Here is a 15,370-nt window from a genome sequence, read left to right as displayed (position 1 = left end):
AAACGCCTTAGAAAAAACCGTCATAAGAAGAAGTAATTAACCGCTTCTTTTAGAAAGCCCACCTTGCTACGCGGGGTGGGCTTTGGTACATTTGTTCATCCATAAATCCCTGAAAAATTGAGTAACGAATTAATTATCAATTCTACTCAGGATGGAGAGCGCATTGCTTTATTGCAGGACAAACGGCTGGTTGAGTATCATTACGAAAAGAATGATACCAACTACACCGTGGGAGATATTTTCCTGGGTTCTGTAAAAAAAGTAATGCCGGGGCTGAACGCTGCTTTTATCGATATCGGGTATCAGAAAGACGCCTTTCTGCATTACCACGACCTGGGTGTACAGATTCGTTCGCTCAATAAATACGTAAAGCAGACGCAAAGCCAGAAAAATGCAACTGCAAAACTTACCGGATTCAAATTCGAGCCGGAAATAGACAAGCTCGGCAAAATGGCCGACGTTCTGAAAAAAGGCCAGCAGGTACTTGTTCAGATCGTTAAAGAACCTATTTCCACCAAAGGCCCGCGTTTATCCTGTGAAATTTCCCTGGCCGGTCGTTATTTGGTGCTTGTTCCGTTCTCAAACACGGTAAGCGTTTCCAAAAAGATCGTCAGCAAAGAAGAGCGCCAGCGCCTGAAAAGGTTGATTACGTCTATAAAGCCTGAAAACTTTGGCGTTATCATCCGCACAGTAGCTGAAGGCAAAGAAGTTGCCGAGCTCGACAAAGACCTTCGCAGCATGGTTGCGAACTGGGAAGAAGGTTTTAAAGTTCTCCGGACAGCTAAAGATCGCGATAAGATTATCGGCGAACTGGGCCGTTCGTCCTCCATATTGAGAGACATTCTAAACGAAAGTTTTGACAGCATCATCGTCGATAATGCAGAGATGCACGACGAAATTAAGGCGTACCTGACGAAGATCGCGCCTGACAAATTAAAGATCCTGAAGCATTATACCGGTAAGGTAAAAACGTTTGAGCACTTCGGGATCGAGAAACAATTGAAAGCGTTGTTCGGCAAAACGGTAACGATACCGGGCGGCGGCTATTTAGTTATAGAGCATACCGAGGCCCTGCACGTAATAGACGTAAACAGTGGCAATAAATCGAATTCGGAAAGCGATCAGGAAGCTACCGCCCTGAACGTGAATACGATGGCAGCCCGTGAAATTGCCCGGCAGTTGCGTTTACGCGATATTGGCGGCATCATTGTCTGCGATTTTATCGATATGAAGTCGGCCGAGAACCGGAACCGGGTTTTCGAGGTGATGAAAGAAGAAATGAAGTACGACCGCTCGAAGTACACCATTCTTCCGATCTCGAAATTCGGTTTGATGCAGATCACGCGGCAACGCGTGCGTCCGGAGCAGAATATTGCCACCGGCGAAGTTTGCCCGACCTGCCACGGAACCGGTAAAATTTCGGCCAGCATTCTGGTTACCGATCAGATCGACGATACTATTGCCGACCTGCTCACGAACCAGAACCAGCGCGGTATTACGCTTTTTGTGCATCCGTTCTTACACGCGTATTACACAAAAGGCCTTATTTCGCGGCAGATGAAGTGGTACACCCGCTACCTGAAATGGGTAAAGGTAATGAAAGACACTTCATTGGGCTTAACCGATTTTAAAGTGGTGGATGAACGCGGCGAAGAAATTGAGCTGCATTCCAGTGCGGGCGAAGTAAATTCCATGCAGGATAAGCACCAGCACGCTGAAGTCGATTAAAATGGTAGGCTTTTCAAGCTAAAAACTAACTTATTAAACCTCACAATTTCGTCTGAAGTTGTGAGGTTTTTTTATGTCTGAAATGTCAGAAAAAATGGTAGGGTTTAAGCCTGGAAAAATCAAAATGAAGCATAAATAAAAAAGCCACGGCTCATTTCTGAACTGTGGCTTTGAATTTTTTAGCTTAAAAGGATACCGTTTTGGTTTAGAATTTCAGGCCAAGATCTAACGCAAACGTATTGCTGCGAATTGCAATGTCTTTTTCATTCAGGGCTTTTTCATAATACCGGTCAATATCAATTAAACCGCGGTGATAAGAAAGCCCGCCAAAAAATTTGGTGTTCGTGCCCAATTGCCATTCGGCACCGGCTCCAATAATGGCATCGGCTTCGAAGAAATTATAGCGTTTGTTGGCTTTTATCTCGTCATTATTCTGGCCGTAAAAGTTATCGCCGTTAATTTTAGAAGAGATCCGGAAATTCAGGGAGGTACCTAAGTTGAAATAAACACGTGTATCGGTGGCTACTTCGTTGGTGTAAAGTTTAATGCCAAGCGGAACCGCCAGGTATTGAATATTCAGCTCATCTGTGGTTTTTACTGCTGCCGTTGTATCGGTGGCCTGGCTGGATGTATATTTTATTTTTCCGCCTTTAACGCTGTATTCCAAACCGGTATTAAACGCGTAATTCTTACCGAAAAAATAATCGAGCACTAATCCGAAGCTACCGCGAAGCTTTGCGTTTTCGTTTTCGAAGTTAAAGCGGAAAGGTGCCTGAAAGCGGTTCGTAGCAATTGCCGGCGATACTTTTAAGCCAATTTCCAGGCCGGTATCAGATTCCACATCCTGAGCGTGAGAGAAGAAGGCGGCAAAAACAAAAGCGGCCATCAGGGTAAGCTTTTTCATAGCAGATATTAAATAAGGATAAATAAGTTACTCTTCGTAAATTCGTTTCTAATTTGCGATAAAGATAGAAAATAATGCGAATTTCAAATATATTATTGTTTTGCTGTACGCTATTGGCGGTTTTTGGATGTCAGAAAAACAAATGCGAAATACCTTCCGAAATTGCTGATATTAAGGTTGATTTTGAAGCCCAACGCCTGGAAAAAGAGTTATTCAGCGTTAAATCTAAAGAAGAAGTTTCGGCTTTTCTGAAAAAACACCCGCTTTTTGCAGACCGTTTTCTGCAACGCAAACGCTACCAGACCGAAGATGAACTGGTGGATAATTTGTACGGCATGGCCACCGAGCCGAATCTGAAGCAGCTGGCCAGCGACGCCGACGAACGTTTTAAGGATCTGGATGTGCTTGAAACGGATCTGGAAACGGCTTTTAAACACCTGAAATATTACTATCCGGAAACCAAAATTCCGCAACTGGCAACTTTCGTAACCGGTATGGGCCAGGATCTTTATTTAGACGATAGCTTGCTGGTTTGGGGCCTCGATTTTTTCATTGGTCCGAAAGCGAAATACCGTCCGCCGTTTCCCAAATATATTCTTTACCGTTACGACAAACCGTATGTAGTGCCAACTACAGTGTTGCTGATTTCTGATAAATACAATAAAACCGACCCGGAAAACAGCACCATGCTCGGAGAAATGATCGCGAACGGAAAGTCGTTGTACTTCACGCAGAGAATGCTGCCCTGCACGCCCGATTCGCTTATAATTGGCTACACCAACCAGCAAATGGCCGATGTATATTACAACCAGGAACGCATCTGGGGCCATTTTGTAGAGAAAGGCTTGTTGTTTGAGACCGAACAATTCAAAATAAAGAAATACGTAGGCGAACGCCCGAACGTACCGGAAATCGGCAAACAGTGCCCGGGCCGGATCGGGGTTTGGGTTGGCTGGCAAATTGTGCGGAAATACATGGAAGAGCATCCGGAAGTAACGCTGCAGCAACTCATGAATGAAACCAATGCGCAAAAAATACTGAACGAATCGCGGTATAAACCGAAGAAACCGTAAGTGCAAAAAGCCTTCTTTAAACCGGGAAGGCTTTTTTTATGGTTTGAAATATAAGGATTGGCGTTTTGAAAAAGTCGCTACTCAAAAATGAACAAGCTTTCTGAAAGTTTTGCTTTAGATTTATTGACCAAAAAGCGAAACAAATTGGCGGCTTAATTTTTCCCGTGAGAATTCCTGTTCGGCTAAATTGCGGGCATTCTGCTGGCAGGTTTTTAAAAATGTCGCGTCGGTTAAAAACGGTAGCAATTTTTGCACAAAAACTGCCGGTTGGTGCGGGTCGGCGTAAAAACCACAGTTATTTTTTTCTACCAGATCCTGCAGCCAGCCATTGGTATTTACCAGGCAAAGTTTTCCGGCGGCAAGGCTATCGAAGAATTTGTTCGGACTGTTGGTTTGCAGCACCGGAATTTTATCGAATGAAGTATATGTAGCCGCCGAACGGTTCAGTAATTTCTGCACCTGTTTCCGGTTGAAATGGCCCGCAAATTCTACGTTGTGCAGGTTTAATTTTTGCGCTTTCTGCTTCAGATGCCTGCTTTCTGCGCCGCTGCCGGCAATTATGAATTTTACCTGTTGCAGATTCTTTTCCTGGCAAATTCTGGCAATATCAAGCAGAAAATCTACCCGGTTTGCCCGGCCCAAGGTGCCTAAGTAACTGATAATGAAAGGCTCTAGCGTAGAAATTTTTTCGGTGAAAACCGGTTGGAAAAACTGGCAATCGGCAATATTGGGAATAAGAAAAACGGGTACCGGAAGTTTGTACTTTTTTACGCCCGCAACCATGCCCGGCGAAAGCGCCACAATTTTAGCCGCATTCCGGTAAAGCAGTTTTTCGAACCAAAACAATACCGTTTTCAGCAATTCATTCCGGATATAACCCAGTTGCACCGGTGCCTCCGGCCACAGGTCGCGCACTTCAAAAATATACGGCGTGCCCCGAAATTTCTTCAGCAATAAAGCCGGAATTCCGATAGTAAGCGGGGTGGAAGTAGCAAAGCAAACGTCTATATTTTCCAGTTTAAAAGCCAGCCGCGTACTTTGCCAGCTGAATTTCAGAAAAGCTTTGATGCGCGCCGGAAAACCAAAACGATTATCGTAAGCCACCGGCAGATAATGCACATTTACGCCTGCTATGGTTTCGGTTTTGTAGGTTTTGCCGTTGTAGGCGGTTATCAGTTCTACTTCGTGGCCGGCTTTAGCCAGCGCCGAGCTGAGGTAATAAGATCGCAGCGCGCCACCTTCCGAAGGCTTCCGGAAATACTGGTGCAGGTATAAAATTCTCATGCGCCGAAATGTTTTTCCAGCCAGAAAGCCAGCGTGATCAAAGCCCAGAGTTCTACGCTGTAATCGTGTTTGCCTCGCTGGTGTTTATAACGCAATTGCTGCACCGCATCAAAATCGAGGTAATTAAAAATCACACTTTTGCGGTTTTGCAACGGTTCAAAAAGCCATTGGTTATTCGGTTTCCGAAGCCAGAGCCCAAGCGGCATCCCAAAACCTTCTTTCGGGCGACTGATAAATGCATCGCCTTCCTGTTGCCGGAGCAGTGCTTTCAGGATCCATTTCTGGCCGTGTTGAAAAATCAGATCGGGCCGTAAACTGTTTGTAAACGCATGCAGATCATTATCCAGGTAAGGCAAACGCACTTCCAGGCTATTGCGCATGGAAGTCTGGTCGGTCAATGCCAATATATCGGAAATTAAATATTCGTGCTGATCCTGTTCCAGTGCCCAATGCAGCCAGTCGTTTTTGTGTTTGAAAACGGTAGGGTTTTCGGCCGAAAAAGTCTTGGTCTGGTTTTTTAAACAATACCGCAATTCGGCGTCCATGGCAGTAAAAAGCCGGAATGTTTTGCCGGGATCATGCTTGAGTTTAACTGCCATTTTTTTCAGTAACCGGAATTGCTTACGCCACGGGTGCGCAATGCCGGTAGGTAAAGTTGGCGCGATCATCTGAAGAAAAGGTTTGGCAAGCAGCAGCAAAGAACGGTTTTGCAGGTACGCATAAAAAGCCCGGTGCCGGTTATAGCCGCCAAAAAGCTCATCGGCGCCAGCTCCGGATAAAGCTACTTTTACCTGCGTGCGCGTTTTTTTTGCCAGAAAATCGGTAAGCAAAGTGGCACCGTCGGCAATAGGTTGATCCAGGCAATCGATAAGCGGCAGAAAACCCTGGAAAACCGAATCGTCGATCTCGAAAACGGTGTGGCGCGCGCCGAATTGTTGCGCAGCCAGCCGGGCAAAATGAAAATCGTCGGAACCAAAAGAACGCTCCGCCGCCTGGTTAGCCACCGAAAAAGCCGGAAAATTTGCGTGACCAGCCTGCGCCAGCAACGCTAAAAGCAACGTAGAATCTATGCCGCCGCTCAAAAATAAACCCAGCGGTACATCGCTTTGTAACTGACGCGAGAGAGAACTTTGCAGCAATTCTTCGGTGCGGGCTACAATTTGGGCAGGCTCAGAAATGGTAGCATTTTTGGCCGGAAAAGTGCTTATAAAGGTTCTTATTTCGAGTCCTTTTTCGGAAAATACGCCATATTTCCCTTCTTCCAGCTCCAGAATATTCCGGAAAAACGTTGCGGGTTTGCGGGCGTGTTTGTATGTTAAATAATGCGCCAGCTGGCTTTCGTTCAGTTCTTTTTTAATTAAGCCCGAAGCCTGAATGCCTTTAATTTCAGAGGAAACCAGGAAAAAATCGTCGGTCTGGGCGTAATAAAGCGGTTTCTGGCCAAAACGGTCGCGGGCAATGACCAGCTCGTTGGTGTGCAGATCGAAAAAAGCCAGCGCAAACATGCCGTTCAGTTTTTCGAGACCGGCGGCGCCATAGTGAATAAGCAGCGTTAAAACTACTTCCGTATCCGATTCTGTGCGAAACGTATAACCAGCCGTTTTCAGATCGCGGCGAAGATCGCGGTAGTTGTAGATTTCGCCGTTGTAAAGCAGCAGGTAGCGTTCGTTTTCCGAGAAAAAAGGTTGGTTGGCGGCATCGGAACAATCTATTATTTTAAGACGGTTGTGCCCGAAGAAATACGTTTTTTCCTGGGAACGATGTACGTAAAGCCCGGAATTATCTGGCCCGCGGTGGTGCGTAGCACGGTTCATCCGCAAGATCAGTTCCGGCGATAAATTGCTTTTTTTATCAAGAATTACGTTCAGTCCGCACATGCAGCATTTTACAAAAACGGTATCAAAAACGCGATAAAAACTCAAACCACCAAACGCTATAAGCGGTTTTCCGGATCGTCGGGAATATTAGGCCAGTTTTTCTGATAAAAAGCACAGAAATGGGTAAGCGGGCAGATTTCGCATTTCGGTCGGCGCGCCACGCAAATATAGCGTCCGTGCAAAATAAGCCAGTGATGCGCCTTCGGGACAAGCTCCAGCGGAATATATTTCATCAACTCATTTTCTACTTCCAGCGGAGTTTTAGCTTTTGCAGAAACCAGGCCCAAGCGCTTGGAAACCCGGAAAACGTGCGTATCTACTGCCATGGCCGGCAAATTGTAAATAACCGAAGCAATTACGTTGGCCGTTTTTCTTCCCACGCCCGGCAGTTTCTGCAGGTCTTCAATGCTGCTCGGCACTTCAGAATTAAAATCGGAAACCAGTTTTTTACCTAAACCGGAAAGGTGTTTGGCTTTGTTGTTCGGGTAAGAAATGCTTTTGATGTACGGAAAAATTTCATCGGAAGAAGCGGCCGCTAAATGTTCTGGTGTTGGAAATTGCTTCAGCAAATCCGGCGTAACCATGTTCACGCGTTTGTCGGTGCACTGCGCGCTCAACACCACGGCTACCAAAAGTTCATAGGCATTGGTGTAGTGCAGCTCAGTTTCAGCTTCCGGAAAATTGGTGGTAAAATATTCGATTAAGTGCTGGTAGCGTTCGGTTTTGCGCATAAAATTCGTCCCTCGCCCGAAATTACGGCAATACCGGCAGAAAGTCTAATCTGGGTATAAAAAGGCTTTTGTTAAATAAGGGCTGTTTTTTTGCAGCTTTGTTGCGTAACTTTGCACCGCCAACTGCACAGATGGCCATTTGAAAACTCCTACAGAACACATGGACGCGAAACAAAGAAAACAACTGGAAGAACAGATCAAAACTGATCAGTATTTTATAGAGAAAATGCGCAGCAAAGGCGAAAAATTTTACAACTACCCGCTTATTTTAGATGCCATGCGCGATGCCGAAGAGCGGATCAAAGAAAATCAGGAAATTCTGGAAGGCAAAAAAGAAGCCGAAGCTTAGGCCTAGTTTTTAGCCCGGAAATGCTACCGTTTTACGCCTTTGCCCAGGTTGTGCTACAGCCCAGGTAAAGGCGTTTTAGTTTTTAAATTGTTGCAGTAACAAAACTTAAAGATAAAATAATCTCAACCGTTAGCGCCAAAAGCCCAGAATTACTGCGTTACTTCCAGCCAGCCTTTGTAAGTTTTATTCAGTTCTGGGTCAGAAAGCAGGTAATAATACGTGCCGCTGCTGATGTTTTCTTTTGGCCAGTTGTTCCGGTAATCCTGCTTTTCATAAACCAGCACGCCCCAACGGTTATAAATTTTCAGATTTAGTTTGCGGTTGGTTGGCGTGGCAATTTCAAAGAAATCGTTGTGGTTGTCGTGGTTGGGCGTAACGATGTTGGGAACGAAAATGGTGTTGCAGTCGCGGTATTTCACTTCCATTTCATCCGAAAAACTGTTGCAACGATCTGAAGCGGTTAACTTGTAAATGCCCGGTTTATTGATCGTTCTGGAAGCCATTTTTACGCCGTCATTCCACAAATAAGCAAAGCCAGGCTGCGCCGGAACTTCAATTTTCATCGTCTGGTTTTCGCACAAAACGGTATCTTTTCCGAGTGAAAAACTCATAACCGGCGCTTTAAAGCTTATGGTAACCGAATCAGAAACCGAACAACCGGCTGCCGTAGTAGCAGTAACTTTATATTTCCCGGCCTGACTTGCAGTTATGCTTTGCGAAGTTTCCCCGGATGTCCAATGATATCTTGCAAAACCCGAAGCCGGATTCAAATTCACGCTTTCGCCTTCGCACAAAACAGTATCAGTAAAGCTGAAAAGTCTACCGGGCTGAAACTGCTCAATTACAATCGTATCGGAAATAGAGCCGCAATCATAAGTAGCAGTTATCCAATATGTACCGGGCGCAGTGGCGAAAATGTTTTGCGTGGTATCGCCGGTATTCCAGGTATAAGTGGTGAAGCCTCTTTTGGTACGCAGTGGCAATCTAAACGGACCTTGTGCGCAGATAACGGTATCGTTTCCGAGCTCAAAACCTTCTATAAAACTTGGCTTGGTATCGATGCGGATGGTATCAGAAAGGAAGCCGCAGCCAAAATCTGCATTTACCCAATACGTGCCCGGCTGCGTAACCTGAATGGAAGCCGTAGTGGCGCCGGTGCTCCATTCGTAAGCTGCAAAGCCATTGGGTGCCGTAAGCGTTTGGTTAATGGGCTGGTTGTCGCAGTAAACCGTGTCCGGACCGATGTTCAAGCTGTAGTTTGCTGCCGTTACCGGAATTACAGAGACATCGTCAATGAGGTAATAGCAAAATGAGCTTGCAGGAGGTGAAGTTGGGTTTCGTTGATGTGCGACGGTATTCAGATCATCTACAAAATTACCAATGGTAATATATTTTTCTCCACCAGTAGCAGTATATAAACCTGAAATTTTAGTGTAGGTCGTTCCAAGTATTCTACCAGGCGGGTTTGTGATTTGTGGGCTTACCTGCATTAGTTCCTGATGATTATCCGCAGGTCGATCAACTGAAATGTATAAACCCATATTTTCAATTGCATAACCTTGGAGCCTCGTCGGATCATTTTCAAGCTTAGTATAGAAGGAGACTTCATATAAACAGCCGGTTTGCATTGGTTTATATAATTTCGTCTGAATATACTCTCTGAAGGCCATACCAGCAGGGGGAGGGTTAATAAAATGAAGATAGGCGTGTAAACCTGCATTGCCATTCCCAGTACGAGGTGTCTGGGGTGTGTTCGGATAATTTGGACTGGAGGTGAAAGGTAAACAGGAATGAAAAAAATCAGCTGCACCATAACTGCTATTGAACCAGCCTGGTAAATGCGGGAAAATGGTTTCACTGGTATCTATAGCAGTACCAAAGTTTGTAGTATTTACGCTACTACAATTTACAATCTGCTCAAATCCTGGATTCGGGACTAAATTCTGGCTGAAACTAATTTTCGAAAATGCAACAAACAGCAAAAGGGTGAGGTAAATTCTGAACATTGTTCCGGTTATATTTTGCAACGAATGTTACCAAAGCTACACAAATTACCCGAAGCGCAAAAAAAATGCAGCCCCGTTATCAGGACTGCATGTTAAAGGTTTGCGAATAAAGCAGAATGTTGCTGATGCAACTTTGGCGCGGGGCTTTGCTTACCCGTTCTAGGCTGCGTTTTGAGATCAGCAGCTCGGCACAAGCTTCGGCCAGATCATCGTCGGTTTGCAAAGCGCATTCCAGGTTGGTTTTTACTGCATCCGGCAGTTCGTCATAAACATACTGAATGAGTTCATTGTGCGTAAAGGTTTTGATCATATACTTTCGTTGAGGTGGACATTTTCTTCCGAAGATTGATCAACGCGTAGCGCATTCTTCCCAATGCCGTGTTGATGCTCACCCCGGTAGCGTCCGCAATTTCCTGAAAGCTCATGTCTGCATAATGGCGCATGATCAGCACCTCTTTCTGGTTTTCGGGCAATAGATCTATCATTGCTTTCAACCGGGCAAACGTTTCTTCCCGAATCTGCAGCGCTTCCGCGGAGTCTTCTGCATAGCTTAACGAGTTGAACGCTTTGATATTGTCTTCCAGTTGTAAAGTCGGATTTCTTTTTTCTTTCCGGAAGTGGTCGATGGCCAGGTTGTGGGCAATGCGACTGATCCAGGACGAAAATTTTCCTTCCTCGTTATAGCGCCCGCCTTTCATGGTGTGAATAGCTTTAATAAAAGAATCCTGCAACAGATCTTCGGCCACGTCTTCGTCTTTCACAATAAGCATAATGCTCGTGAAAACACGGTTTTTGTGGCGGTTAACCAGTATTTCGAATGCTTTTTTGTTACCCGTAATGTACAGCGATACCAGCTCGGAGTCGCTTCTCTGCGAAATATTCATATAAACCTACAAGATAAAAGTAATGTAGCCGTTTATATCATAAGCAAGAGTTTGGGTTTTAGATGGGTTCGTTAATAAAAGTAATGAATCAAATATAAACTTATTTTTTCCGAAAGTCAAGCGCCGGCCTGATATTTTGCATTTATTTTTATGATAAAGATCAGTTACTTCGTTTCGGCGCTTCATGGTAGTTTTTTAGACCAAAAGCATAGCGTTTGGTTTAATTTCAAAGCAATAGAAAAAGCAGCGTTGGGCTAATTTAAAACTGAAAGCGGCATTTTTATTTCGTTTCCACCGTACGGATAGTATCGTAAACTGCTTTGCGGCCGGTGCTGTCGTTTATGATCAGTTTGGTTCTTTCGGTTATAGTTACTGAAGTTTCATCTTTCCCGGTTACTTCCTTTTGGTGTTTCCGTATTTTTTCCGGCGCGATCATATCATCTTCCAGAATCACTTTTTCGCCTTCTTTGTTTATCGCGTAGCCTTCCGGCAGTTTTTCTTTGGTGCCGTCTGCATAAGTTACCATGCCGGCCGAAGTTACTTTGGTGCCGTTTTTAGCCGTGTATGTTCTGGAAAGCGCCACTTCTTTTCCGCGCTTAAACTCTACCATTTTTCCGAATTTACGGCCCACCCCATCGCGCATTGTTTTTTTAGGTTCGCCTTTGCGGGGCATGGTGGCCTGCGCCGAAGCTTCTAAACCAATAAAAGTCAGGGCCAGAAAGAAACAAAGTTTAGCCAGTATTTTCATAAAAAAGCAAAAAATGAAATTAGAAAGCCGTTTATAACTCGGGCTTTGCAGATTTATACGGCCTTCGTTTTAAACTGGTAACAGTTTTTCAGAGAATTTTAAAATTGCTTTCGTGAAAGAATTATAAAACAAAGTGAAACGCTATGCTTTCAGACTGGAAAACTGAATTGTGAATAGCAAGATTGTTGTAATTGGGATTTGTTGGATTTAGGAAAGGCCCCCACCTAAACCCTCCCCTAAAAACAGGGGAGAACTTTTCCTCACGCATATCGCCAGCGCAGCGTAGCTAGAAAATCACGTTATTAAGAAAGCTAAACTAAAAAGAAGCTGACTACGAAGGTGAATAACACCAGTTTCTGCGTGCGCGGCCTCCGCACTTTCCGGTTTCGTAAGAAAAGCCGCCTGCGGCTAGGAAAGGGTGAGACGCGAACGCAGAAACGAAGCCGCCCGGCTTGAGGGAATAAATTGCCTAAGAAAGTTAAAAGTCAGCTGTTTAGCATAAAAAGTATTTCAAAACGCTAGCACTTTTAGTTGAAAAAACTGCCGCCCGCCAACGAGGTCCTTCAGAGCTACGTTCGCAATCTTCGCGCTCCCGCGCTCAATTGTGCTCAGGATGACAAAATAAAACGGTATCCTTTTCGGCCTAAAAACTCAATAATAACCCAAAATACCAACCTAAAGAGATCTCTCCTCACGTCGAAATGACGAAAAAAAACGCTATCCTTTTTAAGCAAAAAACTAACGCATATTCCCGTACCTTTGCTTCCCTCAAAAAAAATCCTTCAATGGCAGAACCTTCTTTCGAAGTAAAGCACGATCCTTACGCGGCGCTCAAAATTCCGGAATTCCGGCTTTACGTGGCAGCGCGCTTTTGCCTTACCCTTGCTTTACAGATCCAGGCCGTAATTGTAGGCTGGCAGATTTACCAGATCACCAAAGATCCGCTTTCGCTGGGTTTAATTGGTTTAGCCGAAGCGCTGCCTTCCATTTTCGTGGCGCTATATGCCGGTTATGTAGCCGATAGTTACAACCGAAAAGGCATTATTGTAAGTGCGGTAAGCGTATTGGTAGTTTGCTCGGCCGCGCTCTGGTTCTTTACCATAGATGCCGGCGCCTTTGTTTTAGAGAACGGTGTGCTGCCCATTTATGCGGTCATTTTTCTGAGCGGCATAGCGCGCGGGTTTATGGGGCCGGCCACATTCTCATTTATGCCCCAGCTCATGCCCGAACGAAAATTTTACGCCAACGCCATAACCTGGAGCAGCACTACCTGGCAAGCCGCTTCGGTTGGCGGGCCGGCTATCGGCGGTCTGGTTTTCGGGTTTTTCGGAATGACGGCGGCGTATGCCCTAGATGCATCGCTCACCCTTTTCGCCTTCGTTTTTTATTTCCTGATCAAAGCCAAACCATTGCCACCAACTACCGAAGCAAAGCAAAATATGAAAGAAAGTTTGCTCTCCGGTTTCCGGTTCGTGTTTGGTAACCAGATCATTTTAGGCGCTATTTCTTTAGATCTGTTTGCGGTGCTTTTTGGCGGAGCTGTAGCGTTGTTGCCGGTTTTTGCTTCCGAAATTCTGCATGCCGGCCCGCAAGGTTTAGGCTTTCTGCGTGCCGCACCGGCCGTCGGTTCGGTGCTCATGGCCATTTACTTGGCGCACCGGCCAATAAGCGTAAATGCCGGCAAAAAAATGCTGCTTTGCGTGGCTGGTTTCGGGGTTTGCATCATCCTGTTCGGGCTTTCCAGAAGCTTCTGGTTTTCGTTGGTATTGCTGGCGCTCAGCGGCGTTTTCGATTCTATCAGCGTGATCATTCGTTCCACGCTCATTCATACGTTTACGCCCGAACACATGAAAGGCCGGGTTTCGGCGGTGAATAATATTTTTGTAGGTTCTTCCAACGAGATCGGCGCGTTCGAATCGGGTTTTGCGGCCCGCATTATGGGCGTGGTTCCTTCTGTGGTCTTCGGCGGTGCCATGACCTTATTGGTTGTTGGTATTACTTCCCTGAAAGCTAAAAAACTTCGCGACCTGCAATTGTAAAACGCCATGCTTTGTGGCTGAAAAACTCAAAAACGCTATGGTTTCAGCTCTGAAAAGTCAGGCTACCTGCATCGGCTCATAAAAAAAAATCCCGGTAGCAGCTACCGGGTTTTTTTTTTATGAAAAGAGATTTTTGTGGCTGTCCTTATTTCAGAATTACTTTCTGCACAGCCGTGTAGTCGCCGTTCTTAGCCGATAAGATGTAAATACCTGCGCCGGTTTCCAGTTTCGGTAATTCGAAAGTGGTCTGGTTGTTTGGTATTTCTTTGCTGAACACCATGCGGCCGGTCAGGTCTCGTATTTCAACGGTTACCGGTAAATTACGGTCGGTATGCTGCAGGTTAATGGTACATTTACCGTCTATGCAAGGGTTTGGCACCATAGATACCTTCATAACTTCTACCTTGCTGCCGTTTTTCACCGTTACAATTTTCGAGAATTCAGCTTTCCCATCGAAATCTACCTGTCGCAGACGATAGTAATTGGTACCTTGCTGCGGGCTCCGATCCAGGAAGTCGTAACTTAAATGGTTATTCGAGTTACCGTTACCTTTCACTATACCAATTTTCTCGAAATCCTTGCCGTTCATACTTCGTTCTACTTCAAACCGGTCATTGTTTTTTTCCATGCCCGTGCTCCAGTCAAGCGCAATGCCATCAGGTGTCAGTTTGCCTTTAAAGCTGGTGAGCGTAACTGGTAATGGTACGATCGGCCCGCATTCCGCGCATTCAAAAATGAAAGTATCCTGAACACCGGCATCATTCCTTACCACCACCGTTATCAGCGATCCCGATATCTGGAACGGTGCCGCGACTACTTCAAAGTTGAAAATATCGCGGAGCCCGTTTGCATAACCTACCGTTGAAGGCGCTGCAACAGTTCGGGTAAACCGTAGCGGGCTGGCATTAGAAACATCGTAGCTGTAGAAAGGTACGTTAACCGGGCTGGTATAACCGGTACCATTCAATGGACTTACAATGGCGCTGGAAGCTTCCATCTGAATAAAATCCACATCGCTGGCAGTTTTGTTAATCAGCGTAAAGTTCAGCGGGTTATTACCACTGGCGTTCGGGCTGAAGAAAGGGAAAAGTAATCTGTAGTTATCGTTTTCCTGTACCAGGCAAGCAGTATCTCCAGGGGCGCCTACGCAATCGTCAACGTCAATTATAACGGTACCAGTTCTTTGCAGCTGCCAAGGCCGGCCAGCTTTTGCCGTTACCTGTATGCTCCGTCCGGAAGGCGCATTTAAGTCGGCATTGTTTACAATGTAGTAATACACTTCAAACCCGCCGTAGCTAAAAGTACCGGCATTAATGGCATTAAAAGCAATGAGCGAGTCGTTGAATTTGTTTACTACGCTGTGGTTGTAGCGGTTCCGGAAAGAAGTGGTCGGGCTTACAGCAGCCGGCGTAGAAGCGCCGTTTCCTGGCAGTTCGAAGGTAGCCTGTTTAAAAGTAGATTCACTGAAATTGGTGATCTTATGTTTTAAAACACTGGTACCGTTGCCAAGGTCGCGGGGAGCATAAAAATCGAAGCGGAAACAATCGTCATAAAAAGTACAGATCGGAATTTCCTGGCAGCCTGGAGGCGGTGCTTCGCAAATGCCCAGTGGATTATTGTCTAAGGTCTGTGCCTGCGTATTGAAGGCGAGTCCGAGGGTTAAGCTTAAAATAAAGCTTATGAGTAAAGATAAGCGTTTCATAGCTGTTAAAAAAAATAAGTTTGTTAAAATTCATAGTTCAGATAA

General features: G+C 45.4%; 13 protein-coding genes. 4 read left to right on the top strand and 9 right to left on the bottom strand.

What is annotated here, in order from left to right:
* Positions 1–117 precede the first annotated feature (117 nt).
* Complete coding sequence (locus ACFPIB_RS08115) at positions 118–1,728, top strand: Rne/Rng family ribonuclease (protein ID WP_378016934.1); 1,611 nt, start codon at positions 118–120, stop codon at positions 1,726–1,728.
* Positions 1,729–1,933: 205 nt separating this feature from the next.
* Here the strand turns inward: ACFPIB_RS08115 and ACFPIB_RS08110 are convergent, their stop codons facing one another.
* A complete protein-coding gene (locus ACFPIB_RS08110; RefSeq protein ID WP_378016933.1) occupies positions 1,934–2,632 on the bottom strand; it encodes a porin family protein in 699 nt (232 codons plus the stop codon).
* Between the two features lie 74 nt (positions 2,633–2,706).
* Between ACFPIB_RS08110 and gldB the strand changes: the two genes are divergently transcribed.
* Positions 2,707–3,705 (top strand): gliding motility lipoprotein GldB, encoded by a 999-nt coding sequence (gene gldB, locus ACFPIB_RS08105; protein WP_378016932.1) that lies wholly within the window; start codon positions 2,707–2,709, stop codon positions 3,703–3,705.
* Between the two features lie 120 nt (positions 3,706–3,825).
* Here the strand turns inward: gldB and ACFPIB_RS08100 are convergent, their stop codons facing one another.
* The 3 genes from ACFPIB_RS08100 to nth are packed head-to-tail and all read right to left on the bottom strand — an operon-like array spanning position 3,826 to position 7,597.
* Positions 3,826–4,989: a glycosyltransferase family 4 protein gene (locus ACFPIB_RS08100; protein ID WP_378016931.1), complete on the bottom strand. Its 1,164-nt coding sequence runs from the start codon at positions 4,987–4,989 to the stop codon at positions 3,826–3,828.
* Positions 4,986–6,866 carry an asparagine synthase (glutamine-hydrolyzing) gene (gene asnB / locus ACFPIB_RS08095; protein ID WP_378016930.1) on the bottom strand — a complete coding sequence of 627 codons (1,881 nt, stop codon included), beginning with the start codon at positions 6,864–6,866 and terminating at the stop codon, positions 4,986–4,988. The genes ACFPIB_RS08100 and asnB overlap by 4 nt, the downstream gene beginning before the upstream one ends.
* A 56-nt stretch (positions 6,867–6,922) precedes the next feature.
* Positions 6,923–7,597 carry an endonuclease III gene (nth, locus tag ACFPIB_RS08090; RefSeq protein ID WP_378016929.1) on the bottom strand — a complete coding sequence of 225 codons (675 nt, stop codon included), beginning with the start codon at positions 7,595–7,597 and terminating at the stop codon, positions 6,923–6,925.
* Positions 7,598–7,757: 160 nt separating this feature from the next.
* Here nth and ACFPIB_RS08085 point away from each other — a divergent pair, with 160 nt between their 5' ends.
* A complete protein-coding gene (locus ACFPIB_RS08085; protein ID WP_378016928.1) occupies positions 7,758–7,946 on the top strand; it encodes a hypothetical protein in 189 nt (62 codons plus the stop codon).
* A 149-nt stretch (positions 7,947–8,095) separates the two neighbouring features.
* Here ACFPIB_RS08085 and ACFPIB_RS08080 read toward each other — a convergent pair whose 3' ends face one another.
* From ACFPIB_RS08080 to ACFPIB_RS08065, 4 genes are all read right to left on the bottom strand, one after another.
* Positions 8,096–9,436, bottom strand: coding sequence for a T9SS type B sorting domain-containing protein (locus tag ACFPIB_RS08080; protein WP_378016927.1), 1,341 nt, complete (start codon positions 9,434–9,436; stop codon positions 8,096–8,098).
* Positions 9,437–10,031: 595 nt separating this feature from the next.
* Positions 10,032–10,262, bottom strand: a complete 231-nt coding sequence (locus tag ACFPIB_RS08075) for a hypothetical protein (RefSeq protein WP_378016926.1) — start codon at positions 10,260–10,262, stop codon at positions 10,032–10,034.
* Positions 10,237–10,836 carry an RNA polymerase sigma factor gene (locus tag ACFPIB_RS08070; RefSeq protein ID WP_378016925.1) on the bottom strand — a complete coding sequence of 200 codons (600 nt, stop codon included), beginning with the start codon at positions 10,834–10,836 and terminating at the stop codon, positions 10,237–10,239. Before ACFPIB_RS08070 ends, ACFPIB_RS08075 begins: the two co-directional genes overlap by 26 nt.
* 280 nt (positions 10,837–11,116) lie before the next feature.
* The gene (locus ACFPIB_RS08065) at positions 11,117–11,584 is read right to left on the bottom strand and encodes a DUF6799 domain-containing protein (RefSeq protein WP_378016924.1); all 468 of its coding nucleotides are present in this window, start codon (positions 11,582–11,584) and stop codon (positions 11,117–11,119) included.
* Positions 11,585–12,369: 785 nt separating this feature from the next.
* Between ACFPIB_RS08065 and ACFPIB_RS08060 the strand changes: the two genes are divergently transcribed.
* Complete coding sequence (locus ACFPIB_RS08060) at positions 12,370–13,623, top strand: MFS transporter (RefSeq protein WP_378016923.1); 1,254 nt, start codon at positions 12,370–12,372, stop codon at positions 13,621–13,623.
* A gap of 145 nt (positions 13,624–13,768) precedes the next feature.
* Here the strand turns inward: ACFPIB_RS08060 and ACFPIB_RS08055 are convergent, their stop codons facing one another.
* A complete protein-coding gene (locus ACFPIB_RS08055) occupies positions 13,769–15,325 on the bottom strand; it encodes a T9SS type A sorting domain-containing protein (protein ID WP_378016922.1) in 1,557 nt (518 codons plus the stop codon).
* Between the last annotated feature and the right edge of the window lie 45 nt (positions 15,326–15,370).

Source organism: Adhaeribacter terreus, assembly GCF_042657365.1.
Classification (GTDB): Bacteria; Bacteroidota; Bacteroidia; order Cytophagales; family Hymenobacteraceae; genus Adhaeribacter_A; species Adhaeribacter_A terreus.
The sequence above is the reverse complement of the archived record's forward strand: the minus strand, read 5'-3'. Positions and strand labels throughout refer to the sequence as shown.